General features: G+C 56.6%; 19 protein-coding genes. 13 read left to right on the top strand and 6 right to left on the bottom strand.

Going from position 1 to position 22,493, the window contains the following annotated elements; all coding sequences use genetic code 11:
- Together ACWB12_RS02030 and ACWB12_RS02025 are read left to right on the top strand one after the other, a co-directional pair.
- The coding region (locus tag ACWB12_RS02030) for an ImmA/IrrE family metallo-endopeptidase (RefSeq protein WP_479528389.1) at nt 1-848 on the top strand (848 nt) is incomplete at its 5' end.
- 185 nt (nt 849-1,033) lie between these two features.
- Nucleotides 1,034-3,202 carry a DUF255 domain-containing protein gene (locus ACWB12_RS02025; RefSeq protein ID WP_479528388.1) on the top strand — a complete coding sequence of 723 codons (2,169 nt, stop codon included), beginning with the start codon at nt 1,034-1,036 and terminating at the stop codon, nt 3,200-3,202.
- 78 nt (nt 3,203-3,280) lie between these two features.
- Here ACWB12_RS02025 and ACWB12_RS02020 read toward each other — a convergent pair whose 3' ends face one another.
- From ACWB12_RS02020 to ACWB12_RS02010, 3 genes are all read right to left on the bottom strand, one after another.
- Nucleotides 3,281-3,970 (bottom strand): SDR family NAD(P)-dependent oxidoreductase, encoded by a 690-nt coding sequence (locus tag ACWB12_RS02020; RefSeq protein ID WP_479528387.1) that lies wholly within the window; start codon nt 3,968-3,970, stop codon nt 3,281-3,283.
- Nucleotides 3,971-4,141: 171 nt separating this feature from the next.
- The gene (locus ACWB12_RS02015; RefSeq protein ID WP_479528386.1) at nt 4,142-6,622 is read right to left on the bottom strand and encodes a GcvT family protein; all 2,481 of its coding nucleotides are present in this window, start codon (nt 6,620-6,622) and stop codon (nt 4,142-4,144) included.
- 12 nt (nt 6,623-6,634) lie between these two features.
- Nucleotides 6,635-8,152: a trimethylamine methyltransferase family protein gene (locus ACWB12_RS02010; protein ID WP_479528385.1), complete on the bottom strand. Its 1,518-nt coding sequence runs from the start codon at nt 8,150-8,152 to the stop codon at nt 6,635-6,637.
- Nucleotides 8,153-8,269: 117 nt separating this feature from the next.
- On the opposite strand from ACWB12_RS02010, the gene ACWB12_RS02005 reads away from it, so the two are divergent.
- The 5 genes from ACWB12_RS02005 (at nt 8,270) to ACWB12_RS01985 (ending at nt 13,469) form a co-directional block, all read left to right on the top strand.
- Nucleotides 8,270-9,157, top strand: a complete 888-nt coding sequence (locus ACWB12_RS02005; protein ID WP_479528384.1) for a LysR family transcriptional regulator — start codon at nt 8,270-8,272, stop codon at nt 9,155-9,157.
- A gap of 13 nt (nt 9,158-9,170) precedes the next feature.
- Nucleotides 9,171-9,509: a hypothetical protein gene (locus ACWB12_RS02000; protein ID WP_479528383.1), complete on the top strand. Its 339-nt coding sequence runs from the start codon at nt 9,171-9,173 to the stop codon at nt 9,507-9,509.
- A gap of 93 nt (nt 9,510-9,602) precedes the next feature.
- A complete protein-coding gene (gene deoC / locus ACWB12_RS01995; RefSeq protein ID WP_479528382.1) occupies nt 9,603-10,607 on the top strand; it encodes a deoxyribose-phosphate aldolase in 1,005 nt (334 codons plus the stop codon).
- Between the two features lie 4 nt (nt 10,608-10,611).
- Nucleotides 10,612-12,963, top strand: a complete 2,352-nt coding sequence (locus ACWB12_RS01990) for an aldehyde dehydrogenase family protein (protein ID WP_479528381.1) — start codon at nt 10,612-10,614, stop codon at nt 12,961-12,963.
- Complete coding sequence (locus ACWB12_RS01985; protein WP_479528380.1) at nt 12,960-13,469, top strand: DUF1643 domain-containing protein; 510 nt, start codon at nt 12,960-12,962, stop codon at nt 13,467-13,469. Before ACWB12_RS01990 ends, ACWB12_RS01985 begins: the two co-directional genes overlap by 4 nt.
- An 87-nt stretch (nt 13,470-13,556) precedes the next feature.
- Here the strand turns inward: ACWB12_RS01985 and ACWB12_RS01980 are convergent, their stop codons facing one another.
- Nucleotides 13,557-14,624: a calcium-binding protein gene (locus ACWB12_RS01980; RefSeq protein WP_479528379.1), complete on the bottom strand. Its 1,068-nt coding sequence runs from the start codon at nt 14,622-14,624 to the stop codon at nt 13,557-13,559.
- A gap of 175 nt (nt 14,625-14,799) precedes the next feature.
- Here ACWB12_RS01980 and ACWB12_RS01975 point away from each other — a divergent pair, with 175 nt between their 5' ends.
- The 3 genes from ACWB12_RS01975 (at nt 14,800) to pnp (ending at nt 17,807) form a co-directional block, all read left to right on the top strand.
- Complete coding sequence (locus tag ACWB12_RS01975; protein WP_479528378.1) at nt 14,800-15,096, top strand: DUF5665 domain-containing protein; 297 nt, start codon at nt 14,800-14,802, stop codon at nt 15,094-15,096.
- 134 nt (nt 15,097-15,230) lie between these two features.
- The gene (gene rpsO / locus ACWB12_RS01970; protein ID WP_479528377.1) at nt 15,231-15,500 is read left to right on the top strand and encodes a 30S ribosomal protein S15; all 270 of its coding nucleotides are present in this window, start codon (nt 15,231-15,233) and stop codon (nt 15,498-15,500) included.
- Nucleotides 15,501-15,680: 180 nt separating this feature from the next.
- The gene (pnp, locus tag ACWB12_RS01965; RefSeq protein ID WP_479528390.1) at nt 15,681-17,807 is read left to right on the top strand and encodes a polyribonucleotide nucleotidyltransferase; all 2,127 of its coding nucleotides are present in this window, start codon (nt 15,681-15,683) and stop codon (nt 17,805-17,807) included.
- 68 nt (nt 17,808-17,875) lie between these two features.
- Here pnp and ACWB12_RS01960 read toward each other — a convergent pair whose 3' ends face one another.
- Complete coding sequence (locus ACWB12_RS01960; RefSeq protein ID WP_479528376.1) at nt 17,876-18,418, bottom strand: MarR family winged helix-turn-helix transcriptional regulator; 543 nt, start codon at nt 18,416-18,418, stop codon at nt 17,876-17,878.
- Nucleotides 18,419-18,507: 89 nt separating this feature from the next.
- On the opposite strand from ACWB12_RS01960, the gene ACWB12_RS01955 reads away from it, so the two are divergent.
- Together ACWB12_RS01955 and ACWB12_RS01950 are read left to right on the top strand one after the other, a co-directional pair.
- The gene (locus tag ACWB12_RS01955) at nt 18,508-19,260 is read left to right on the top strand and encodes a hypothetical protein (RefSeq protein WP_479528375.1); all 753 of its coding nucleotides are present in this window, start codon (nt 18,508-18,510) and stop codon (nt 19,258-19,260) included.
- 153 nt (nt 19,261-19,413) lie between these two features.
- The gene (locus ACWB12_RS01950) at nt 19,414-20,028 is read left to right on the top strand and encodes a L,D-transpeptidase (protein ID WP_479528374.1); all 615 of its coding nucleotides are present in this window, start codon (nt 19,414-19,416) and stop codon (nt 20,026-20,028) included.
- A 75-nt stretch (nt 20,029-20,103) separates the two neighbouring features.
- Here ACWB12_RS01950 and ACWB12_RS01945 read toward each other — a convergent pair whose 3' ends face one another.
- A complete protein-coding gene (locus tag ACWB12_RS01945) occupies nt 20,104-20,757 on the bottom strand; it encodes a peroxiredoxin (RefSeq protein ID WP_479528373.1) in 654 nt (217 codons plus the stop codon).
- Between the two features lie 304 nt (nt 20,758-21,061).
- Here ACWB12_RS01945 and ACWB12_RS01940 point away from each other — a divergent pair.
- The coding region (locus ACWB12_RS01940) for an aldehyde dehydrogenase family protein (protein ID WP_479528372.1) at nt 21,062-22,493 on the top strand (1,432 nt) is incomplete at its 3' end.

Below are 22,493 nucleotides of genomic sequence, written 5' to 3'. Positions count from 1 at the left end.
TAAACACTCATCCACCTTTGCAGGTAATGTTTGAGCAGTTTGGCCATAAAATATCACCAAAAACCGCTGCGCGTATTCAGCAGATACTAGAGCGTGAAACTGGCGAACTGGTTGAAACCCTATGCTTCGCATCTAATAAGACCAAGGCCAATCAAAAGCGGCGACTTAAAACCAAAAAGAATGCGCGTCCGAGCCTCACGCCCGAAAGATTTGCAGAGATCGCAATGCAAACACTAGGCCTGAGGCGAACTATCTGTCCAGACACGGCTAAATTGGATATCGGCCATGCACTACAAGTGTTGTCGGTAAATGACGAATTGTTTGACTATAGAATATTTGAGCAATTACCTAGCCATCTTAGCGGTGCATTCGCCTGTATTATTGGTGACGCTGATGGGCACACCATATTGATGGAAGAAACAAGATTACAGAATGCTTTGAATGGTGTGCACTTTTTCCGCCACGTAATTTGCCATGAAATCGGCCACCACTTCCTCCACGGTGAGCAATTAACTTCAGACCAGAGAGTCATATTTGCACCTCAGGAGTTGGCTAAAAACGCTTGCGACATGATCGGTTCGGACGAACAAATCGAACAAGTGATCGACACGATTGAGGAGGTTGAAGCCGAGTGTTTTGCAACATTTCTCTTAGTTCCATGGGAAGCATTTATCAAGGGAACCACCACGAATTACCTCGCAGATGATTTTGGTGAGCAGAAAAAAGAAGTCGACAGGTACATGAAGTTTTTCAACATCCCAAGTGTATTGAATGCGTTTAAACAAGCCTTATGGGACGCTGAGCAATACCAACACCCAATCTTTAAGTTGCTTAATAAGAAAAACTGAGCGGTACTGTAATATAGAATCTCAACACTCCACCTCCCCATCAAAACATCATATGGAATTCATATGCGAGTCATATGGTTTTCATATACCGTTTTTCGCCCCTTCTGACCCACCTCACCCAAACGTCACCTGACATCCGCACCCGCCCCCGCTATACTGTGCAAAACTCCAGATCGGGGCCAAATATGCGCATCATCCTCTCCCTCATTCTGATCCTGCTCGCCAGCCAGTCCCCCGCCGAAAACCGGCTGGCCGATGAATCCTCGCTGTATCTGCAACAGCACGCCGACAACCCCGTCGACTGGTATCCGTGGGGCGAGGAAGCGCTGCAAAAAGCCCGTGCCGAGAACAAGATGATCTTCGTGTCAGTCGGCTATGCGTCGTGCCACTGGTGCCACGTGATGGAGGACGAAAGTTTCGAGGACGAGGCCATCGCCGCCTTTATGAACGAGCACTTCGTCAGCATCAAAATTGATCGCGAGCGCCGCCCCGATCTGGACGAGCAATTCATCATCGTCACCTCGTCCCTGACCGGCAGTTCCGGCTGGCCCAACTCGGTGTTCATGACCCCTGATGCCGAGCCGTTTTACGCCGGAACCTACTTCCCGCCGGATGTGTTTATGCAGGTGATGACCACGATCACCGAGGTCTGGCGCGACGATAACGCAGCCCTGCGCACCGAGGCTTTCACCATCTCGCAGAACCTGCGCGATTATCTGGATCAAACTGCCGTTCTGGGCGAGGTTTCAAGCGAGGACATCAACGCCGCCGCCACGGCCATTCTGGCCAACTTGGACGACTTCAACGGCGGCTTTGGCACCGCCCCCAAGTTCCCGCGCGAGAACGTGTTGCTGTTCCTGCTGGATCAGGCCGAGCGCACAGGGGACGCCACATTACTGGAGGCCGTGACGCTCACACTGGACGGGATGATCAAAGGCGGCATTCATGATCAAGTCGGTGGCGGGTTCCATCGCTATGCCACTGATCCGGAATGGAATATCCCGCATTTCGAAAAAATGCTGTATAATCAGGCGCTGATCGGGCGGGTCTTACTTCGCGCCTATTCCGCCACTGGCAACGCCGAATACGCCCGCGCCGCCACGCGCACGTTTGACTATGTTTTGCGTGATATGCGCAGCCCCGATGGCGCGTTTTTCAGTGCCGAGGATGCGGATTCTCTGAAAGATGGCGAACGGTCCGAGGGGGCATTTTACACATGGACCCCCGCACAGATCGAGGCCGCACTGGGGGATGATGCGGAGTGGATGATCCAGACACTCAACGTGGTTGAGGATGGTCCGTTCGAGGGAACGAACATACTGCATTTATCCGAATTTCCCGTGGGGCTGCACCTGTTTGACACCGCGCTGGAAACGATGCGGCTGGCCCGCAATGGTCGCGCGGCCCCGATCAAGGACAAGAAAATCATATTGGCGTGGAATGCCGAGATGATCTCGACTTTGGCCGAAGCCTCGCAAGTTCTGGACCGTCCGGATTATGGTGCCGCTGCGGTGCAGGCCGCTGATTTTATGTTGCAGAACATGTGGCCTGACGACGGGTTAAAACGCATCTGGTATCAGGGAACAGCGGGTACCGAGGCGCATTTGGTCGATTACGCAGCATTCGGGCGGACGCTATTGGCGCTGGACGATTATATCGGCGGGGATGATACCGATTGGCTTGGCATAGCCGACCGGCTGGCAGACGATATGGCGCGACTGTTTGCCGATGAGGGGCAAGCGATGCGGATGAACGCAGGCACGGTTGGTTTGGGGCCTTTCCGGCCACTGGATGACAACGAGATTGCGTCGGGGAACGCACAAGCGCTAGAATTGCTGGTCGGGTTGGATCGCCGCTTGGCACGCACAGGCGAGGCCGCGCCAAAGCTGGCAGCGGCGCTGGCGATTGACGCGATCAATTCACCGGATCAACGCACCTCAATCCTGACCGCTTTGGAGGTGCAGCGCGGCGGCCCTGTGGGCGCGATGCGGGTGTCAAACGGCGGGGCTGTGCGGGTGTTTGCCACGCTGGAGCCCGAGGGCGGAAAACTGGTGTTAAACGTGGATTTGCGTGAGGGTTGGCACATCAATGCGCATGAACCGCTTGAAGATTATCTGATCGGCATGGAGTTGTCCGTTTCGGATACGCCCGTTCAGGAAACCGCGTATCCCGAGGCCGAAATCAAGGCGTTGGGTTTCAGCGAAACCCCGCTGTCGCTCTATGAGAAAGCGTTCGTATTGACGGCTCCGTTGGGGGTGGTAGACACAGGGCCGGTGCGGGCGCAGTTGACGCTGCAGGCCTGCAATAACGAGGTCTGTTTGCCGCCCGACGATATGGTGTTCTGGATTTGGTGAGGGGACGCCCATCAAACCTTTCGGCTTACTTCGCAAGAGCGTAGACGCGCTGCGCAAGAGAGCGACGAGCGCCCCACCCTACACATAATCCGCAATTGAACGCCCGCTGACATGCCCCCAGACCATGCCCTCGTCCGCCAGCATCGTCACCACCATATTAGCCCCTTGTTCCGGCGTCATCGCCATCTCCAGATCGCGCCCGACCCCTGCGGTTTCATACATGTTTGATGAAATCTTGCCGGGGTAAAACCCCATCACCCGCACGCCTTTGGGGGCGCATTCGACTTCCATACAGCCAGTAAACCCGCGGATCGCCCACTTGCTGGCAGAATAGACACTGATCATTTTACGGGTATAGAGCGCGCCGGTCGACACCACGTTGATCACCGTGCCGCGCCCCTGCGCGATCATATCGGGCAACACGGCGTGGGTCATCAGGATGGTGCCGGTGGTGTTGGTGTCTACCACCGCCTGAATAGCGGCAGGCGTGTAGGTTTCAAACGCGCCTTCCAGCCAGATACCGGCGTTGTTGATCAGTCCCGCAATCGGGCCGTGGTCGGCTGAAATCTGCGCTGTCACCGTTTCAATAAACCCTGCATCCGACACATCCAGCTGATACCCGGCCACGCCCATATCGGCAGAAAGTTCGGCAACCTTGGCGGCGTTTCGCCCTGTCAGAACCGGTGTGTATCCCACCTCTTTTAACGCGGTTATTATGGCAAGGCCTAACCCGCTGGTCGCCCCTGTTACGATGATGGTTTTACTCATGTGATCCCGCTTTCCAACGCCAATTCCAGCTTTGGTTTTTGTGACACGGGTCACACTGGAATTGAAACACCATATGCCATCGCGCTATTTGCGCGACCCATAGATGTAAGCGATTGGGATGGCGTCAAGCAACCCATCAGTCAAACAGAAGCTATCTGACCCGCCGCGACCTTAGCACAATATCTTTTTGCGCGCCGGATCATAGGCCGACGATTTGACCAACTGCGCAGGGCTGCATCTGCCAAAGGCATTCACCTCGAATTCGCCCCGCTCGATCACATCGACTGGCAAGTATCCCAGCACCAATGACTGCCCCACCGTATAGCCAAAATTGCCGCTGGTGGTCTGGCCGACAGCTTTGCCGCCTTGCAGGATCGCCTCGCCGCCAAACACCGGCAAGGGGTGGTCCAGCGCCAGACAGGTCAGCTTGCGGCGCGCGCCCTCGGCCTTGATTTTCGCCAGCGCCGCACGCCCCAGAAAATCACCCTTGTCCCAGTCGATGACAAAGCCAAGCCCAGCCTCGATCGGGTTATAATCCGGCGTAATGTCCACACCCCACGCCAAATAGCGTTTTTCCAACCGCAGGCTGTCAATCGCGCGGTATCCGACATTGGCGATGCCAAATTCCTGCCCCGCCTGTTGCAGCACTTCAAAAACATAAGCCATGTATTCAGTCGGGATATACAGCTCCCACCCCAGCTCGCCAACATAGGTCACGCGGTAAGCCAGTGCTGGCGCATACCCGATGCGGATATCGCAGGCGGTCATAAAGGCAAAACCGTCATGGCTGACATCACTATCGGTGACTTTTTCCAACACCTTGCGCGCCAGTGGCCCTGTCAGATTGATCACCCCGTACCCCGAGGTGATATCGCGCAGCTGCACATCGGCACGCCTCGCCACCCATTGCTCGCCCATCGGTTTCAGGCTCATGCCTGTGCGGCTGTTGAACCCCGCCAGATTACGCGTGATCCAGTCGCGGTCACGCACGCCCAGCGCCGATCCGGTGATCAGCCAGAAACAGGTTTGCGAGCGCCGGATGATGGTGACATCAGCCTCGATCCCGCCACTGGCATTGCACAATTGCGTATAGGTCGCGCCGCCCACGGGCCGATCCACATTGGCCACCGCCAGATATTGCAAAAAGGCGCAGGCATCCTTGCCGCTGATCTCGAATTTGGTGAATGAGGACATGTCGATCAGCGCCACGCTGGTCCGCACCGCCTTGTGCTCCACCCCTGTGGTTTCAGCCTGCCCAGGTCGGTCAAACCCGAATTGGTCCACTGGCGCAATATCACCCGTGGCAAACCAGTTGGCGCGTTCCCAGCCAAACTTGCTGCCAAACACCGCGCCCTGATTTTTCAACGTTTCATACAGCGGACTGCGCCGCACCGCACGCGCACTGTCCAGTTCCTCACCCGGCCAATGGATGTCGTAATATTTCGCGTAACTTTCCACAGCGCGGTCGTGCAGGAAATCAGCCCCCGCCTGCAGTGGCCCAAAGCGGCGGATGTCAAAGGCCCACAGATCCAGCCCCGCATCGCCATGCATGATCCAGTTCGCCGCCGCCTTGCCCGCCCCGCCCGACGCCGCGATGCCGGATGTAAACGCACAAGCGGCAAAGAAGTTATCCAACCCCGGCACCGGCCCCATGATCGGCTCGCCATCCGGTGAAATCGGGATCGGGCCGTTAACAATGGTGCGAATGCCAAGACGCTCAAGGATAGGCAAACGCGCCATCGCCGGTTCCAGAAACTCGGTCAAACGGTCCATGTCGCCGTCAAACAGATGGCGCTCGTTTTGCCACGGAAACCCTTCAACCGGATTGACCTTGCGCGTCACCTTTTCCCAACCGCCAATCGCCAGCGCCCCCGGTTCCGGTTTGGCGTAATAACCGCCGTCAGGGTCGCGGAACGCAGGCAGGTCTTTGGGGATGTCATCGGTTTTTTCAGTCACCAGATACTGGTGCTCGACCACGCCTGCCGGAATTTCCACACCCGCCATCCAGCCGACTTGCCGCGCCCACAGACCAGCCGCGTTGACCACAGTATCAACTGCAATCGCGCCCTGATCCGTCACCACGTGCGTTACGCGATTACGCTTGCGGGTCAACGCCTTCACCATCACGCCTTCAATGATCCGTCCGCCATATTTGCGGATGCCTTTAGCATAGGCTTGGGTCAGGGAATTGGGGTCAATATGTCCGTCTGCCGGAATAAACGCAGCGCCAACCAGATCATCCACCGCCATCAACGGATAAATCTCCAGCGCCTCTTTCGGGGTCATCATTTGCATCTCGAAACCCACAGCTTGAGCGGCAGAATGCGATTTTAGCAACTCGTCCCAACGGTCCTTGCTGGCGGCAATGCGCATACTGCCGACCTTGCACCAACTCGGGTTTTGCCCCGTATCAGCCTCAAGCCCGTCAAACAATGCCACGCTGTCGCTCATCAACTGCATAAGGTTTTGCTGGCTGCGGAATTGTCCGACCAAACCGGCAGCATGCCATGTGGCCCCTTCGGTCAGTTGCGATTTCTCCAACAACAGCACATCGCGCACGCCGTTCTTGCACAGGTGATACGCAATCGAGGTGCCGATAACGCCGCCGCCAATGATCACGATCTGCGCTTGGGTCGGGAAGGTTTTAGCCATGATAAATCCTCACTATCCACGTTTCTTGCGGCGGTTCACACGCCGCGCGCGCTCGGGAACTTTCGCGCCCACATCAAAGCGCTCCCAACCCTCTTGCACATGGCTGTCCCCCGCAACCAGTCCTTTAAATTCGGCCCTGATCCGATCATCAATGGTTTTGTCAAACGCCACGGAATTGGGCGTCGACAGGATTTCCAGCGCTTGGTTCAGCGCCCGTTGCTGGATGGTGGATGATCCCTCCAACTCCCACTTCTCGCGCAGGTTCCGGTCGGCCAGATCAGGCATAAAGGTCGCAGTGTGCATCCGTTCCAGCGTGGCCGGATTGTCGGCAAACATGCCCGCCGCACCGGTATCCTTAATCTCTTGCACGCTGGCAGCTTCCTTGGAAAACCCAAAACCCCTGCGCACCCGTTTGACCATGCGGGCGATTTCGTTGTCGATCATCAACTGGCCAAAATCGAACGACATCAGCGCGTCCTGCAAGCCACCCATGACGATAAAATCAGCGCCCGATAGTGCACCCATCAACGGTGACATACCCTTTTCAAACCCCGATTGTGCATCCGAAACCTTGGAATTGGTCAGCCCCAGATACCCGCCTGCAGGCACGTTATAAAACCGCGCCATCTGGCAGACGGCAGAATTCATCATGCCGATTTCAATCGCGCCCGGCGCATAGGCCCCGTCGCGCATGTCGGCGAACACCGGCAGGAAATTGTAAATGTGTGCCGTGCCCGCCTTGGACATCTGCGCCAATGTCGCCACTGCCAGCCATTCAGCGTTCATAATCACCAACATACCGGGCAACGACAACGGCGTTGATAGCCCGCCCATCGGTGCGATGGTACCATAGGCCGTAATGTCGTTTTCGGCGAAATACATCATGGTGTCGGTGCTGTCGAAATCCAGCGTCAGCGGCGACACCGCCGCGCAATAGCCAAAGTTGATGAATGGCCGCTCCCAAAACGCTTCTTTGGACCCCGCAATCAACTCGCACAGTTTGATCACCTGCTTGGCCTCGCGCAGATCATAAACCGAGGTGCGCACAGGTTTGGTGCAGTTTTTCAGCGCCGCATAAAACCGTGTCAGGCTGAACTGATCCTTTGGTGCATCATCCGCCAAAGTCGAGATCGAGAACATGTCAAAGCCCTCGCAATTGTTCACCACATGGGCGATGCGGGCGATGTCCTCACTGGTGGACCGCCGACACATGCCAGTGACCGGATCGACAATATCGGGGGCGGAACTGGCGGTGGCGATCACCGGTAGTTTGCGCGGGAAGGTGATATCATAGGCAGGGTCACGGCCGCGCAGGGTGATGGTCGGCGGCACCATCTTGCGGTATTTTTCCACCACATCGGCAGGGATACGCACCATTTCGGTTTCATGATCAACAATCGCACCATGTTCGGCAAACCGTTTGCGCGCCTTTTCATTGCGCACCAACAGGCCGGTTTCTTCCAGAATTTCCAGAGATGACTGGTGGACGTATTCGATCTCGTCCCGGGTTAAAAACGAAAAATAATTCATGGCGCACCTCTTGGGAAAAATCCGGTTTTAAGCCCAAGATTAAGCAGGAATTCTGCTTGTCACAAACAATGATTACTGCCACAAAGCATAAGTAAAACTTATCCAAGGACGGCAAATATGCGACGCCCCCGCCTAAACGCTTTACGCACCTTCGAGGCCGCTGGCCGCAAGCTGGGCTTCTCGTTGGCTGCGGATGAATTGAACATTACCCAGGCCGCCGTCAGCCAGCAAATTCGCCAACTCGAGGCCTATCTGGGCGAACCACTGTTCCACCGGACCCACCGCCGCATATCGCTGACCACGACAGGTCAGACCTATCTGGATGCGGTGCAGCAAGCGCTGGGGCAGCTTGATACCGTGACCGATCAACTGTTCGGCACCCGCCCCGCCCCCGTCGCGACGATCCGCTGCACCTCCAGTGTGGCCACGCTATGGCTTGGGCCGAACATTCAGGATTTCAGGGCCAAACATCCTGATATCAACCTGCACATCAAAACACTGGAACAGGAAGGCGAGGTCAGCCCGTCAGCATCCGCCGATCTTGAAATATTCGTATCGGGTAAAACCGACCACGGCGCGGGCGTTACCCCGCTGTTGACCGCAGTGATCACGCCCGTCGCTGCCCCCCGATACCTAAAGGCAAATCCATGCGTTCATGCGCGTGACATTCTGGATTTCAGTCTGATCCACATACTGGGATATGACGATGACTGGCGCTATTGGTTCCAGACCTACGATCTGGACCCCAATCAGGTGCCGCGCGGGTTGTCCGCCGACAGCTCGCTGTTCGCCATTGACGCGGCCCTACGGGGTGACGGCATCTTTTTGGGCCGACGCCCGTTTATTGAGACCTACCTGAAATCCGGCGCGCTGACCGAGGTTTTCCAAAAACCGCACACCCTAAACGCCACCTATTACCTGAGGCAAAACAAAACCGGCAACAACACCCGCAATGCAGATCGGGTGGCCCAATGGCTGCATGACCTGACAAGGGGCGCTGCCTAGCGTTGCTTTGGTCATGACATTTGAACATCTAGATCAAATAACCCACTACGCCATCGAAACATTGTTCGACGGCGATGATGGCTGGCGGTCGGTGACCCGCGATCTGGTCCACCTCTGGCCAGATGCCAGCATTCTGGAAATCTGCTTTGCGCTGGTCGGGGCCGCAAGCGCTGTCGAGGGTAACTTCAGCGCCAGCAGCCCGTCCCGCGCCCAATCGGCGCAGGCTTACCGCTTGGCGGCCCTAGTTACCGCCGATCTATACGCAATGGAGGCGATTGGCGGCTATGGTAGCAACGCCAGCGATCTGGCCACCTATTGGCGCGAACACGATGACTACTTTCTAACCTTGTAGACCGTCGGCGGCTTCCCCCTTGACCATTTGGTAAAACTTGCAATACCCCCCCCTGATATGAGACCTTGTTTCTGGACCAAGGGAGCCAAGACGTTGCAAAGCAAAACACACCCCGTCACCGACCCTGTGAAAACCGCTGGCCTGCCGCAAGTGCACGCGCCGCGCAATGCAGGCATGGCGCTGGATATGGACTGGGTGATGGGCGCACAAGCCAACACCTCCGCCATTGAACGCCGCGCCAAAACCCTGCCCGGACGGCGTTCGGTCAAAAAGGAATTTCAGGCCGCGTGGATGCTCAAGGCGATCACCATGATTGATCTGACCACCCTGTCGGGCGATGACACCGCAGGGCGGGTGCGCCGTTTGTGTGCCAAGGCCCGCCAACCGGTGCGTGCCGATATTCTGGACGCGCTTGGCATGCCGAATATCACCACCGGCGCGATTTGCGTTTACCACGAAATGGTCGAAACCGCGGTTGAGGCACTCGATGGCTCCAGCATTCCCGTCGCTGCCGTATCCACCGGATTTCCCGCCGGTCTGTCACCATTCCACTTGCGAGTCGCCGAAATCGGCGAGAGCGTCAAAGCGGGTGCAGCCGAGATCGACATCGTGATTTCACGCCGCCACGCCCTGACCGGCAACTGGCAAGCGCTCTATGACGAAATGCGCGAATTCCGCGCCGCTTGCGGCGATGCCCACGTCAAAGCGATCCTTGCCACCGGCGAGCTTGGCTCTTTGCGCAACGTCGCCCGCGCCTCGCTGGTGTGCATGATGGCGGGGGCTGATTTCATCAAAACCTCGACCGGCAAAGAGAGCGTCAACGCCACCTTGCCCGTGTCGCTGGTAATGATGCGGGCGATCCGCGACTACCACATGAAGACGGGGTTCCGCGTCGGCTATAAACCGGCTGGTGGGATATCAAAGGCCAAAGATGCCGTGACCTACCTTGCCCTGCTCAAGGACGAGCTTGGAAACCGTTGGCTCACCCCCGATATGTTCCGCTTTGGTGCGTCGTCCCTGCTGGGCGATCTGGAACGCCAACTCGAACATTATGTCACCGGCAACTACTCTGCCTCTTACCGCCATGCGATTGGATAACATCATGACTGTAAAAGATATATTCGATAGCATGGACTACGGGCCTGCCCCCGAAAGCACCGCGCATGCGATGGCGTGGATCGTCAAACATGGCGGCAAAATGGGCCAGTTTATTAATGGCGAGTTCACCGCCCACCACGACGGTTTCGCCTCCAGAAACCCCGCCACAGGCGACATATTGGCGATGGTTACCCAAGCCAACAGCGATGACATTAACGCCGCCGTTTCAGCAGCCACCAAAGCCCAGAAAAAATGGGCCAAAACATCGGGACATGAACGCGCCAAAGTGCTCTACGCCATCGCCCGCCTGATGCAAAAACACAGCCGCCTGTTTGCGGTGCTGGAAACGCTGGACAACGGCAAACCGATCCGCGAAAGCCGCGATATCGACATTCCATTGGTGGCACGACATTTCTACTACCACGCTGGTATGGCGCAATTGCAAGAGTCCGAACTGCCTGACGCTGAACCACTGGGCGTTTGCGGCCAGATCATCCCGTGGAACTTCCCGCTGTTGATGCTATCGTGGAAAATCGCCCCCGCCATTGCGATGGGCAACGCGTGTGTTCTAAAACCCGCCGAATACACCTCGCTAACGGCCCTGCTGTTCGCCGAAATCTGCGTCGAGGCAGGTCTGCCAAAGGGCGTGGTCAACATCGTCACCGGCGACGGCGCCGTGGGTGAAATGATCGTCACCCACCCCGATATCGCCAAAATCGCCTTCACCGGCTCCACCGCTGTTGGCCGCCGCATCCGCGAGGCCACCGCCGGATCAGGCAAGGCGCTAACGTTAGAACTGGGCGGCAAATCCCCCTACATCGTATTTGACGACGCCGACATCGACAGCGCCATCGAAGGGCTAGTTGACGCCATCTGGTTCAACCAAGGCCAAGTCTGCTGCGCCGGATCGCGCCTGTTGGTGCAAGAGGGCATCGCGGACGAATTCTACGCCAAACTGCGCCTGCGCATGGACGGTCTGCGCATGGGCAACCCGCTGGATAAATGCATCGACATCGGCGCGCTGGTGGACCCTGTGCAGCACGCGATGATCACCGATATGGTCGCCAAAGGCGGCGATGAAGGCGAGGTTTACCACGCCAAATGCACCCTGCCCAATCAGGGCTGTTACTACCCGCCGACCCTGATCACCGGCCTGCAATCCTCGGCCATGTTGATGCAAGAGGAAATCTTTGGCCCCGTGCTGGTCTCGACCACCTTTCGCACCCCGGCCGAGGCCGTGCAATTGGCCAACAACACCCGCTACGGGTTGGCCGCATCCGTCTGGAGCGAGAACGTCAATCTGGCGCTGGATATCGCGCCAAAGCTGGTCGCGGGCATCGTCTGGGTCAACGCCACCAACCTGTTTGACGCAGCCGCCGGATTTGGCGGCGTGCGCGAAAGCGGCTTTGGGCGCGAAGGCGGCTGGGAAGGGCTATCGGCCTACACCAAGCCAAAGACCAACGCCAAATCGCTGGCCCCCGTGGCCGCTGTTGCGGCCCCGAAAGAGGCCAAAATCACCGGACTGGACCGCACCGCCAAAATGTATGTCGGCGGCAAACAAACCCGCCCCGACAGCGGCTATTCCACCGCGATCTGGTCCCCCAAAGGCGAGCTGTTGGGTCACGTCGGCAATGGAGCTGCCAAAGACGTGCGTAACGCGGTCGAGGCCGCGCATAGCGCCAAATCATGGGGTAAAACAACCGGCCATCTGCGCGCGCAAATCCTGTATTATATCGCCGAAAACCTGTCGGCCCGTGCCGATGAATTCGCGCATCGTTTGAATGACCTTAGCGGCACCTCGGGTGGCCGCAAGGAGGTAGACGCCTCGATTTGCCGCCTGTTCACCTACGGGGCATGGGCCGACAAATACGACGGCCAAGTCCACGGCGTGCCCATTCGCGGCATTGCCTTGGCGACGAAAGAACCGGTCGGTGTGATCGGCGCACTCTGCCCTGACGAGGCCCCGCTGCTGGGCCTGATTTCGGTGATGGCCCCCGCCATTGCGATGGGCAACACTTGCGTTTTGGCCGCCAGCCAACCCGCCCCCTTGGCGGCGACGGATTTCTATCAAGTGCTGGAAACCTCCGACGTGCCAGCAGGGGTCGTCAACATCCTGACCGGCCCCCACGCCGATCTTGGCAAAACGCTGGCGGGTCATATGGATGTGGACGCGGTCTGGTCGTTTTCCTCGACCGACCTGTCGGCCAGCATCGAGGGTGCCTCGGCCAGCAACCTGAAACGCACATGGGTGAATAACGCACGGACCCGCGACTGGTTCGGCACAGCGGGCGAGGGCCGCGAATTCCTGATGCATGCCACCGAGGTCAAAAACATCTGGGTTCCATACGGAGAATGATCACCCGCACCCATCAAAAAGGCGACGCCCATTCCACCGCCGTCTATTCGGATTGCGAGAAATACCGCTATTCCCTGACCCGCGTGTGGGAACCTGAGGGCCGAAAAGCGTTCTTCGTCATGCTCAACCCCTCAACCGCCACCGAAGTGCAAAATGACCCAACGGTGGAGCGTTGCGAGCGCCGTGCCCGCACGCTGGGGTTCGGGGCGTTCCGCGTCGCCAATATTTTCGCATGGCGCGATACCGATCCACGAAAAATGCGCCGCGCGACCGCCCCAATTGGCCCCGCCAATGACGCCGCAATTTCCGAGGGGTGTGACTGGGCCGACCAGATTATCTGCGCGTGGGGCACCCACGGCGAACACCGCGCGCGTGGCCCACAGGTCGAAACCCTGATGCGGGCCACCAACCTGCCGCTGTTCCATCTGGGCCTGTCCAAAGCAGGCCATCCCAAACACCCGCTCTATATCGCCTACGCGGTGCAGCCGGAACTGTGGGAAGGTTAGTAGGGCAACATCGCCCCAAAGCTACAACAGTATGAGGGGAATGAGGGGCCGCAAAAGCATGTCATGCGTGCAGCCCCAGTTTCGGGCCTAAGCACCCAGCGCCATGGGCTGCAGCTCGATCTGGCCAACCGCCAATCCGTCAGCACCGATAACACTGGCCACCTTGACGCCATTCAGAAAAATATCGGCCCCCGTGCCATCGGCAAAATCGACAACCTGCACGTTTGGTACCGGAGTGACCGCCGGATCAAAAAACAGAACCAGCTTATCCTCGTTCCGGTCAAAATCGGTAATTTCGGACTCCTGCCCGTCGACAATATATGCGCCGGTATAAAATGTATCCGCCCCTTCGCCACCGGTTGCCACATCATCGTTGCCAAGAAAAAGAAGGTCGTCACCCGTACCGCCATCCAGCACATCACCGACATCTTGATCAACAGGGCCAAAGGGCACTGTAGCGTCCATTGTGCCATCCAGAATATCATTACCATCACCACCATTCAGCACATCAGCCCCGAACCCGCCATACAGAGTATCATCACCGTCATCGCCATTCAGAACATCATCTCCATCACCGCCGTCCAGCACGTCATGGCCCAGCCCACCATATAATACATCAGCGCCATTCCCGCCAACCAATGTATCATTGCCTGCCTGTCCAAACAGCCCGTCCACACCATCACCGCCGTCCAGCACGTCATTGCCCAGCCCGCCATATAATCCATCAGCTCCAGCGCCGCCAACCAATGTATCATTGCCTTCTTGGCCAAACAGCCGGTCCGAACCATTGCCGCCAAACAGCCCGTCATTGCCATCGCCGCCATAAATCCGATCGTCACCGTCATTGCCGGAAACCAGATCGCTACCTGCGTTGCCAGCTAGGCTGTCGTTGCCAGCACCCCCATAAACCGCATCATCACCAGCCCCGCCGCGCACGGTGTCATTGCCGTCGCCGCCCTCCATGATGTCATTACCGCCCGCGCCTTCCATCAGGTCGTTGCCGCCAAGGCCCAGCATATCGTCATCACCATTGGTGCCATTCATCACGTCGTCGCCATCCGTGCCCAGATCCTGACTGACAGCATCATCATCGCCGCCGCCGCCAATCCCTGCACCAATCAGCAACATCACCAAAATGCTCATTAAACCAACCATTGTATTCCCCACCTTTTACATTCTCGCCCAGCGCGATTCTTATATTAATTCAAGTCTTAAACAGTTAGGTCCAAAACCCAATAGATAGCAGCACAAGTGCAGCACCTTGCCTTCAATCCAATCGACAGTATGGTGCCTTAGCAGCCATTATCCTGAAAGGTGAAACAGTAAGCATATGACAGAGGTCGAAAATCAAAACACCGCCGACTTGCAGGCCGACCTGCAAGCGCTTCAGACTGAACTGCATCTGCTCAACACGCATCGCTTTGTGCGCATTCACAATTCGATGTGGCGGCTGATCACATTCCAGTTCATCCGCGGCCTTGCCTTTGGCCTTGGCTCGGTGATTGGCGCGACTATACTTGTCTATTTGTTGGTCTCGCTGCTTTCAAATATCGATTTTATCCCGATCATTGGCGAATGGGCCAAAGAGATCGTAGATATGATCACCCAAAACGGAACCGGCCAGTAAAACCGCTTTCCTTTCACCCAAAATCACCCTATACGCGCGCATCCGTCTGATTCAGATGGACAAACCCTCCAAGGGCCTTGCTGGACGACATCCCGGCCTGCGCCATTCACTTTAATCCTACAAAGGAGACCCCGATGTCGATTACCAAAGAAGAAAAGACCCGCCTCATGACCGAATTCGCAACCACGGAAGGTGACACTGGTTCACCCGAAGTTCAGGTTGCCGTTCTGTCATCGCGGATCGCGACATTGACCGAGCATTTCAAAACCCACAAAAAGGATAACCATTCCCGCCGTGGTCTTTTGCGTCTGGTGGCAACACGCCGCAAATTGCTCGATTATGCCCGCAGCAAAGACGAAGCGCGTTATCAGGATCTGATCAAACGCCTTGGCCTTCGCCGCTAAACCAACACCAAGTTGCGCCCTGCGGGGCGCTTCTTGCATTTTACGATGCTGCAATTCGTCGGGCCTAACGAAGATGCTTATGCAAATTGAAACAGGCCACGGACGTACGGTCCGTATGTAAACGGCCCAGCTGGGGATACGCCCCAAGCGGCCAAATTAGGAAAAGATATGTCTAAAGATATGTTCAAAGAAACAAGAAAATCGATGGAGTGGGGCGAAGAAACGCTGACACTCGAAACCGGCAAGATTGCCCGCCAGGCAGACGGCTGCGTCATCGCCACCTTGGGCGAAACCAGCGTTCTGTGTGCTGTGACGTTTGCAAAGACGCAAAAACCGGGTCAGGATTTCTTTCCGCTGACCGTTCACTACGGTGAAAAATATTACGCCGCCGGTAAAATCCCGGGTGGCTTTTTCAAACGCGAAGCGCGTCCAACTGAAAAAGAAACGCTGACATCGCGTTTGATTGACCGTCCAATCCGCCCGCTGTTTGTACCCGGCTTCAAAAACGAAGTTCTCGTGATCTGCACCGTGCTGTCGCACGATCTGGTCAATGACCCAGACATGGTCGCGATGATTGGTGCCTCGGCTGCCCTGACAATTTCCGGCGCGCCATTTATGGGCCCAATCGCCGCCTGTCGCGTTGGTTTTGAGGACGGGGAATACACGCTGAACCCTGAAATCGACGACATGCACGATCTGCGCAACAAACCAGAACAACGTCTGGACCTTGTTGTTGCCGGTACCAAAGATGCTGTGATGATGGTTGAATCCGAGGCATACGAATTGTCCGAGGCTGAAATGCTGGGCGCGGTTAAATTTGCCCATGAGCAAATCCAGCCAGTCGTCGACCTGATCATCGACTTTGCCGAGGATTGCGCCAAAGAGCCGTTTGATTACCAAGCGCCTGATTATTCCGACCTGTCCAAGGCCGTGAAAAAAGCTGGCGACAAAGCCATGCGCAAAGCCTTCAAAATCACTGATAAGCAAGAACGCACAACCGCTGTTGCCGCTGCCCGTGATCTGATCAAGGAAGCGCTGACCGAGGACCAGTTGGCAGACGCCAACCTTGGCTCCGCGATGAAGGGTCTTGAGGCGAGCATCCTGCGCGGTGACGTTGTTAAAACCGGCAAACGCATTGATGGTCGTGACACCACGACGGTTCGCCCGATCGTTTCGGAAACCGGCCTTTTGCCACGCACCCACGGTTCTGCCCTGTTTACACGCGGCGAGACCCAAGCACTGGTTGTATCCACGCTGGGCACTGGCGATGACGAGCAAATGATCGACGCGCTGCAAGGCATGTATCGCTCACCGTTCATGCTGCACTATAACTTCCCGCCCTACTCGGTTGGCGAAGTTGGCCGCTTTGGTTTCACCGGACGTCGTGAAATCGGCCACGGTAAACTGGCCTGGCGTGCGCTTCAGGCTGTTCTGCCTGCCGCGACTGATTTCCCCTACACCGTGCGCGTTGTGTCGGAAATTACTGAATCCAACGGTTCATCCTCAATGGCGTCCGTCTGTGGCGGTTCCTTGTCGATGATGGACGCTGGTGTGCCACTGAAAGCACCGGTTGCCGGTGTTGCCATGGGTCTGATCCTTGAGGACAGCGGCAAATACGCCATCCTGACCGACATTCTGGGTGACGAAGACCACCTTGGCGATATGGACTTCAAAGTGGCCGGTACTGCTGCCGGGATCACCTCCTTGCAAATGGACATCAAGATTGGCGGTATCACACCGGAAATCATGGACAAAGCCTTGGCCCAAGCCAAAGATGCACGTCTGCACATCCTTGATGAAATGGCCAACGCACTGACAGAAGCCGGTGAATTCTCTGCCCACGCACCACGCATTGAAACCATGCAAATCCCGACGGATAAAATCCGCGAAGTGATTGGCTCGGGCGGTAAAGTGATCCGCGAGATCGTTGAAGTATCCGGTGCCAAGGTCAATATCGATGACGACGGCATCATCAAGATCGCTTCGGCCAACGCTGACCAGATAGCCAAAGCCTACGAGATGATCAACGCCATCGTGGCCGAGCCGGAAGAAGGCGTGATTTATCGCGGTAAAGTCGTGAAAATCGTCGATTTCGGCGCTTTCGTGAACTTCTTTGGCAAACGCGACGGGTTGGTCCACGTCTCGCAAATCGAAAACCGCCGCCTGAACCATCCGTCGGATGTGTTGAAAGAAGGTCAAGAAGTCTGGGTCAAACTGCTCGGATTTGATGATCGCGGCAAAGTTCGTCTGGCGATGAAAATGGTCGATCAGGACAGCGGCAAAGAGATCGCGGAAGAAAAAGAGTAATCTTTACTTCACGGAACTAAAAAAGGCCCCGATGGAAACGTCGGGGCCTTTTTATTGTCAGCACCTTGTTACGCTGCGATATGCTCGTGGCAAATCTGGGTTTCCTCACCCGCCTGCAAAGGCAGCTTAAGCAACCCGCACCACATTGCACCGTCTTTCATCCCGTGATGTTTGCACGTCCTGCACAGCCCGAAACTGCGCCCCTGCCGCATCTCCAACAACCGTGACAACAGGTCTTTTACCCCCCGCTGCAACCCGTCCTTTTCATTATCCCCCATCGCCTTCAATACATCCAGAAAATCAGTGCGTGCCTCCAGAACCTGCACACCCTTTTCCGTCAACGAAAACACCCGCGCGCGCCTGTCCACCTCGGCGGGTTTTTCCAAAACATACCCTTTCTTGGTCAGCGCTTTTAGCGTCTGTGACACCGTTCCACGGGTTGTTGAAAGATAATCGGCAACTTGCGACGGCGATCTGGAAAACCGATTGGCGCGGGCAAGATACCCCAGCGCCGCCATCTGAGCCGGATTCAATTCGTCATTGCGCAATAACGCCGCGTGAACCCGCGTTAGCCGGTCAATCAGATCATAAACTTCAGTTTCTTTTTGCATGTTTATTTAATAGCGAGTCGCTATTTTTGTTGCAAGCAATATTTTCATATGGTAGCGAGTCGATATCATTAACCCGAAAGGACACTAAAATGAAACTCGCTCACATACTCCTCGGCTTCGCTCTTGTCGCCCCCACCACAGCAATTGCCGGCGGCACAAATGCCGCCGATATGCCGGACGCGGTTAAATCCGCCGCCGACAGCACAAAAACCGCAACATTCGACATCCTCGCGGCCCACATTCATCAGGAGGGGCGCATTGCGACCTTCCATATGTCCACCGCGGGCCAAACGGGCACAACCACCCCCACCGTGGTTGGTGAACTGGCAGGCGCACCTGTGCTTGCCTATGTCTGGCCCACCTCGCTAGACCCATCCACCGTGGGCTTTGAAGCAGGCACAGGCATCCTTGCCCTCACCGCCACCAGTCACCCCGACTTTGACGACACGCCGCTATATGACGAAAACAGTGACAGTGATACGGCGAACGATGGCGCGCTATGGCATAGCCATTGGGTCGTATTAACCCCGACCGAGGCCTGCGGGGCGGGTGCGTTGGCGGTGCGTGACATTCCTGAAGGCGAAACCCCCGATATGCCCCTGACATGGCCCGGTTTGCCAATCTTTCTGGACAGCCCCGGCTACACGCCGATCCTGTCAGAAACCGAAATATCGGTGGTCGTGCCCTTTGCAAATGCGGCCAATCTTGCTGGAACGTCTTACGATGGTGTCACCGCCGCACTAAAGGTCAACACCGATCTGCATGCGCCCTTGCTTTGCGTCACGGATGTGTTTGACGTCGCTTCGGGCGACCTTAGCCTTCCGGGTGTCATCAAACCCTGAACAGCAAAAGGCCCCGATGGAAACATCGGGGCCTTATTGATTACGAAATTGTTATTATGGATATCACCTTAATGCAGCTATAATTTATCACTGGTTCGTGAACCAACTTCCACGCGCCAAATTTTACTGCATTCTTGCTGGAGAACCCCTATTATGCTGAACAGGCGCCATTTTATTTCAACGGGATTTGCCATGGGGGGGCTTGGGCTTTCCGGTGCATACGCCCATACCGCCAAAAGTGATTACACCCTTCCCGAGGAATTCCTACCACGCGAAGTCAGGATAGGCGGCGATCTCCCCGTCGGGGAAATCCATGTAGACCCCAACCGATTTTTGTTATACCTGACGTTGCCAAAGAAAATGGCCATCCGTTATACTGTCGGTGTCGGTCGCGCTAATCTCTATCATAGCGGAACCTATGTTGTCGGGGCCAAACGGGAATGGCCCAGCTGGAAACCCACCCCGGACATGATGAAACGCCAACCCGTTTCCTTCAAAAACTTCGAAGAAGGCGGCCGGTATGAAAAAGGGATGCCAGGTGGGGTCAATAACCCTTTGGGCGCGCGGGCTTTGTATCTGTATACTGAAAAAGGCGACAGCTATTTGCGGATCCATGGCACCAATGCACCACGCACAATCGGCACAGCGGTTTCAAACGGCTGTGCAAGACTGGTGAACCCGCATGTCATTGATCTCTATAACAGGGTGCCTATCGGAACCCGTGTAGTGCTCTATCCAAAGGCAAACGCGGGACCGGAACATTCTTGAATCCGCGTTTTCAAGATGAAACAGGCCCCGATGCTTCCTGCATAGGGGCCTGTTTCATCTTGATGCCAGCCAAAATTACTTCGGCGATTTCGCCATCCGCAGATATGGCAGCTTGATATCGATCTCGCCAAACTGCGCCCGCGCCTCGTCATCATCCAGCGACGTCACAACGATCACATCGCCACCCACCTGCCAGTTCGCAGGCGTCGCCACAGGGGCCCTATCAGTCAACTGGATCGCGTCCAGTGCCCGCAGGATTTCATCAAAATTCCGCCCCACTGTCATCGGGTAGATAATCATCGCGCGAATTTTCTTGTCCGGCCCGATGATAAACGTGGTGCGCACTGCGGCGGTTTCTGCGGCGGTGCGACCATCAGCCAAATACGCCTCGGCGGGCAGCATGTCGTATAGTTTGGCAATATTCAGGCTGGTGTCATCCAGAATGGGGAATGTCATCGGCGCACCGGAAAACCCCTCAACATCGGCTTTCCATTTGATGTGCTCCTCCACGCTATCGACCGACACGCCAATCGGCTTGGCCCCGCGTGCGGCGAATTCCTCGGCCAACTGCGTTACCGCCCCGAATTCAGTGGTACAAACCGGCGTGAAATCCTTGGGGTGCGAAAACAGGATCGCATAGTTATCACCAACCCAGTCGTGAAAATTAATCGTGCCCTCGGATGATTCCGCTGTGAAATCGGGGGCAATGTCATTGATCCTTAAACCCATAGTCCTGTTCCTCTTGATGTTATAAAATCTCGCTTCGCTGCTTTCGCAACTTAGAATGAATATAAGTTACAGCTGTAAATCGTCTACCCCAAACCGCCGGACATGTTGCCGCACGGTTATATCAAACCGTTTTCAACACCCGCTCCACCGTTTCAATCGCGTCCTGCCAACGCCTTCAGGCGTTTGATCATCCGGTTATACCAGCCTACGGAATTATTGTCCCGATACAATAGATTTACCACTCCCCCTTGCCCCGACTCGGCAGCGGTGACAGGCTGCGCGCGAAACACATCAGGAGGCTCGCATGACCAACACCCGCAACTTTTACATCAACGGCCAATGGGTCGCCCCATCTACCCCCAATGATTTCGACGTGATCAACCCGTCAAATGAGGAAATCTGCGCCACCATCTCGCTGGGTTCCCAAGCCGACACAGACGCCGCCGTTGCCGCCGCCAAATCCGCCTTCCCCGCATGGGCCGCCGTGCCGCAGGCCGAAAAGCTGGCGCTGCTGGAAAAACTACTGGCAGAATATAACAAACGCGCGCGTGATCTGGCCGAGGCGATGTCGCTCGAAATGGGCGCGCCGATTGACCTTGCCAAAACCTCGCAGGTCGGTGCGGGCGCATGGCACATCGCCAATTTCATCGAGGTCTATAAGGATTTCAAATTCGACCGCATGCTGCGGCCCGATGCCCCCGATGACCGCATCCTGATGGAACCGATCGGCGTCTGCGCCATGATCACCCCGTGGAACTGGCCCATGAATCAGGTCACCCTGAAATGCATCCCCGCGATGGCGGCTGGCTGCACCATGGTGCTGAAACCCTCAGAAATCGCGCCGCTATCGTCCATCGTGTTCACCGAAATCGTCGATGCCGTCGGTTTCCCTGCGGGTGTCTATAACATGGTGAACGGCGATGGCGTCGGGGTCGGTACCCAGCTCTCGGTCCACCCCGATGTCGATATGGTGTCCTTCACCGGCTCCACTCGCGCGGGCACGCTCATCACCAAAGCCGCCGCCGACACCGTTAAACGCGTGTCGCTGGAACTGGGAGGCAAAGGCGCCAACATTATCTATGCCGACGCCGATGAAAAAGCGGTAAAGCGCGGCGTGTTGCACTGCATGCAAAATTCTGGCCAGTCCTGCAACGCCCCGACGCGGATGATGGTCGAACGCTCGATTTACGACGCCGCCGTCAAAACCGCCGCCGAGGTCGCAAACGCGACCCAAGTCGGCCCCGCCGACGTCGAGGGCCGTCACATCGGCCCCGTGGTGTCCGAACTGCAATACAACAAAATCCAGGACATGATTCAGGTTGGAATTGACGAGGGCGCGCGCCTTGTCGCCGGTGGCCTTGGCCGTCCCGATGGCCTGAACCGCGGCTACTATGTCCGCCCCACGGTGTTCGCCGATGTGTCCAATGACATGGCAATTGCCCAACAGGAAATCTTTGGCCCTGTGCTGTCGATCATCCCGTTTGACACCGAAGAACAGGCGTTGGAAATGGCCAACGACACCCTCTATGGCCTGACCAACTACGTCCAGACCGCCGACCACGACAAAGCCAACCGCGCCGCGCGTGTGTTGCGCTCCGGCATGGTGGAAATCAACGGCACATCGCGTGGTGCCGGTGCGCCGTTTGGTGGCTACAAACAGTCCGGTTCAGGGCGCGAAGGCGGCGTCTGGGGGCTGGATGATTTCCTCGAGGTGAAATCGGTGAGCGGTTGGGTGG

The sequence above is a fragment of the Profundibacter sp. genome (genome assembly GCF_056498605.1).
This window is presented reverse-complemented; position numbering and strand designations above follow the sequence as displayed.

Bases quoted from the DNA above. Each gene is read 5' to 3' on its own strand.
- ACWB12_RS02025 (WP_479528388.1), top strand. From the start codon at position 1,034: ATGCGCATCATCCTCTCCCTCATTCTGATCCTGCTCGCCAGCCAGTCC.
- ACWB12_RS02020 (WP_479528387.1), bottom strand. From the start codon at position 3,970: ATGAGTAAAACCATCATCGTAACAGGGGCGACCAGCGGGTTAGGCCTT.
- ACWB12_RS02015 (WP_479528386.1), bottom strand. From the start codon at position 6,622: ATGGCTAAAACCTTCCCGACCCAAGCGCAGATCGTGATCATTGGCGGC.
- ACWB12_RS02010 (WP_479528385.1), bottom strand. From the start codon at position 8,152: ATGAATTATTTTTCGTTTTTAACCCGGGACGAGATCGAATACGTCCAC.
- ACWB12_RS02005 (WP_479528384.1), top strand. From the start codon at position 8,270: ATGCGACGCCCCCGCCTAAACGCTTTACGCACCTTCGAGGCCGCTGGC.
- ACWB12_RS02000 (WP_479528383.1), top strand. From the start codon at position 9,171: ATGACATTTGAACATCTAGATCAAATAACCCACTACGCCATCGAAACA.
- ACWB12_RS01990 (WP_479528381.1), top strand. From the start codon at position 10,612: ATGACTGTAAAAGATATATTCGATAGCATGGACTACGGGCCTGCCCCC.
- ACWB12_RS01985 (WP_479528380.1), top strand. From the start codon at position 12,960: ATGATCACCCGCACCCATCAAAAAGGCGACGCCCATTCCACCGCCGTC.
- ACWB12_RS01980 (WP_479528379.1), bottom strand. From the start codon at position 14,624: ATGGTTGGTTTAATGAGCATTTTGGTGATGTTGCTGATTGGTGCAGGG.
- ACWB12_RS01975 (WP_479528378.1), top strand. From the start codon at position 14,800: ATGACAGAGGTCGAAAATCAAAACACCGCCGACTTGCAGGCCGACCTG.
- rpsO (WP_479528377.1), top strand. From the start codon at position 15,231: ATGTCGATTACCAAAGAAGAAAAGACCCGCCTCATGACCGAATTCGCA.
- pnp (WP_479528390.1), top strand. From the start codon at position 15,681: ATGTTCAAAGAAACAAGAAAATCGATGGAGTGGGGCGAAGAAACGCTG.
- ACWB12_RS01960 (WP_479528376.1), bottom strand. From the start codon at position 18,418: ATGCAAAAAGAAACTGAAGTTTATGATCTGATTGACCGGCTAACGCGG.
- ACWB12_RS01955 (WP_479528375.1), top strand. From the start codon at position 18,508: ATGAAACTCGCTCACATACTCCTCGGCTTCGCTCTTGTCGCCCCCACC.
- ACWB12_RS01950 (WP_479528374.1), top strand. From the start codon at position 19,414: ATGCTGAACAGGCGCCATTTTATTTCAACGGGATTTGCCATGGGGGGG.
- ACWB12_RS01945 (WP_479528373.1), bottom strand. From the start codon at position 20,757: ATGGGTTTAAGGATCAATGACATTGCCCCCGATTTCACAGCGGAATCA.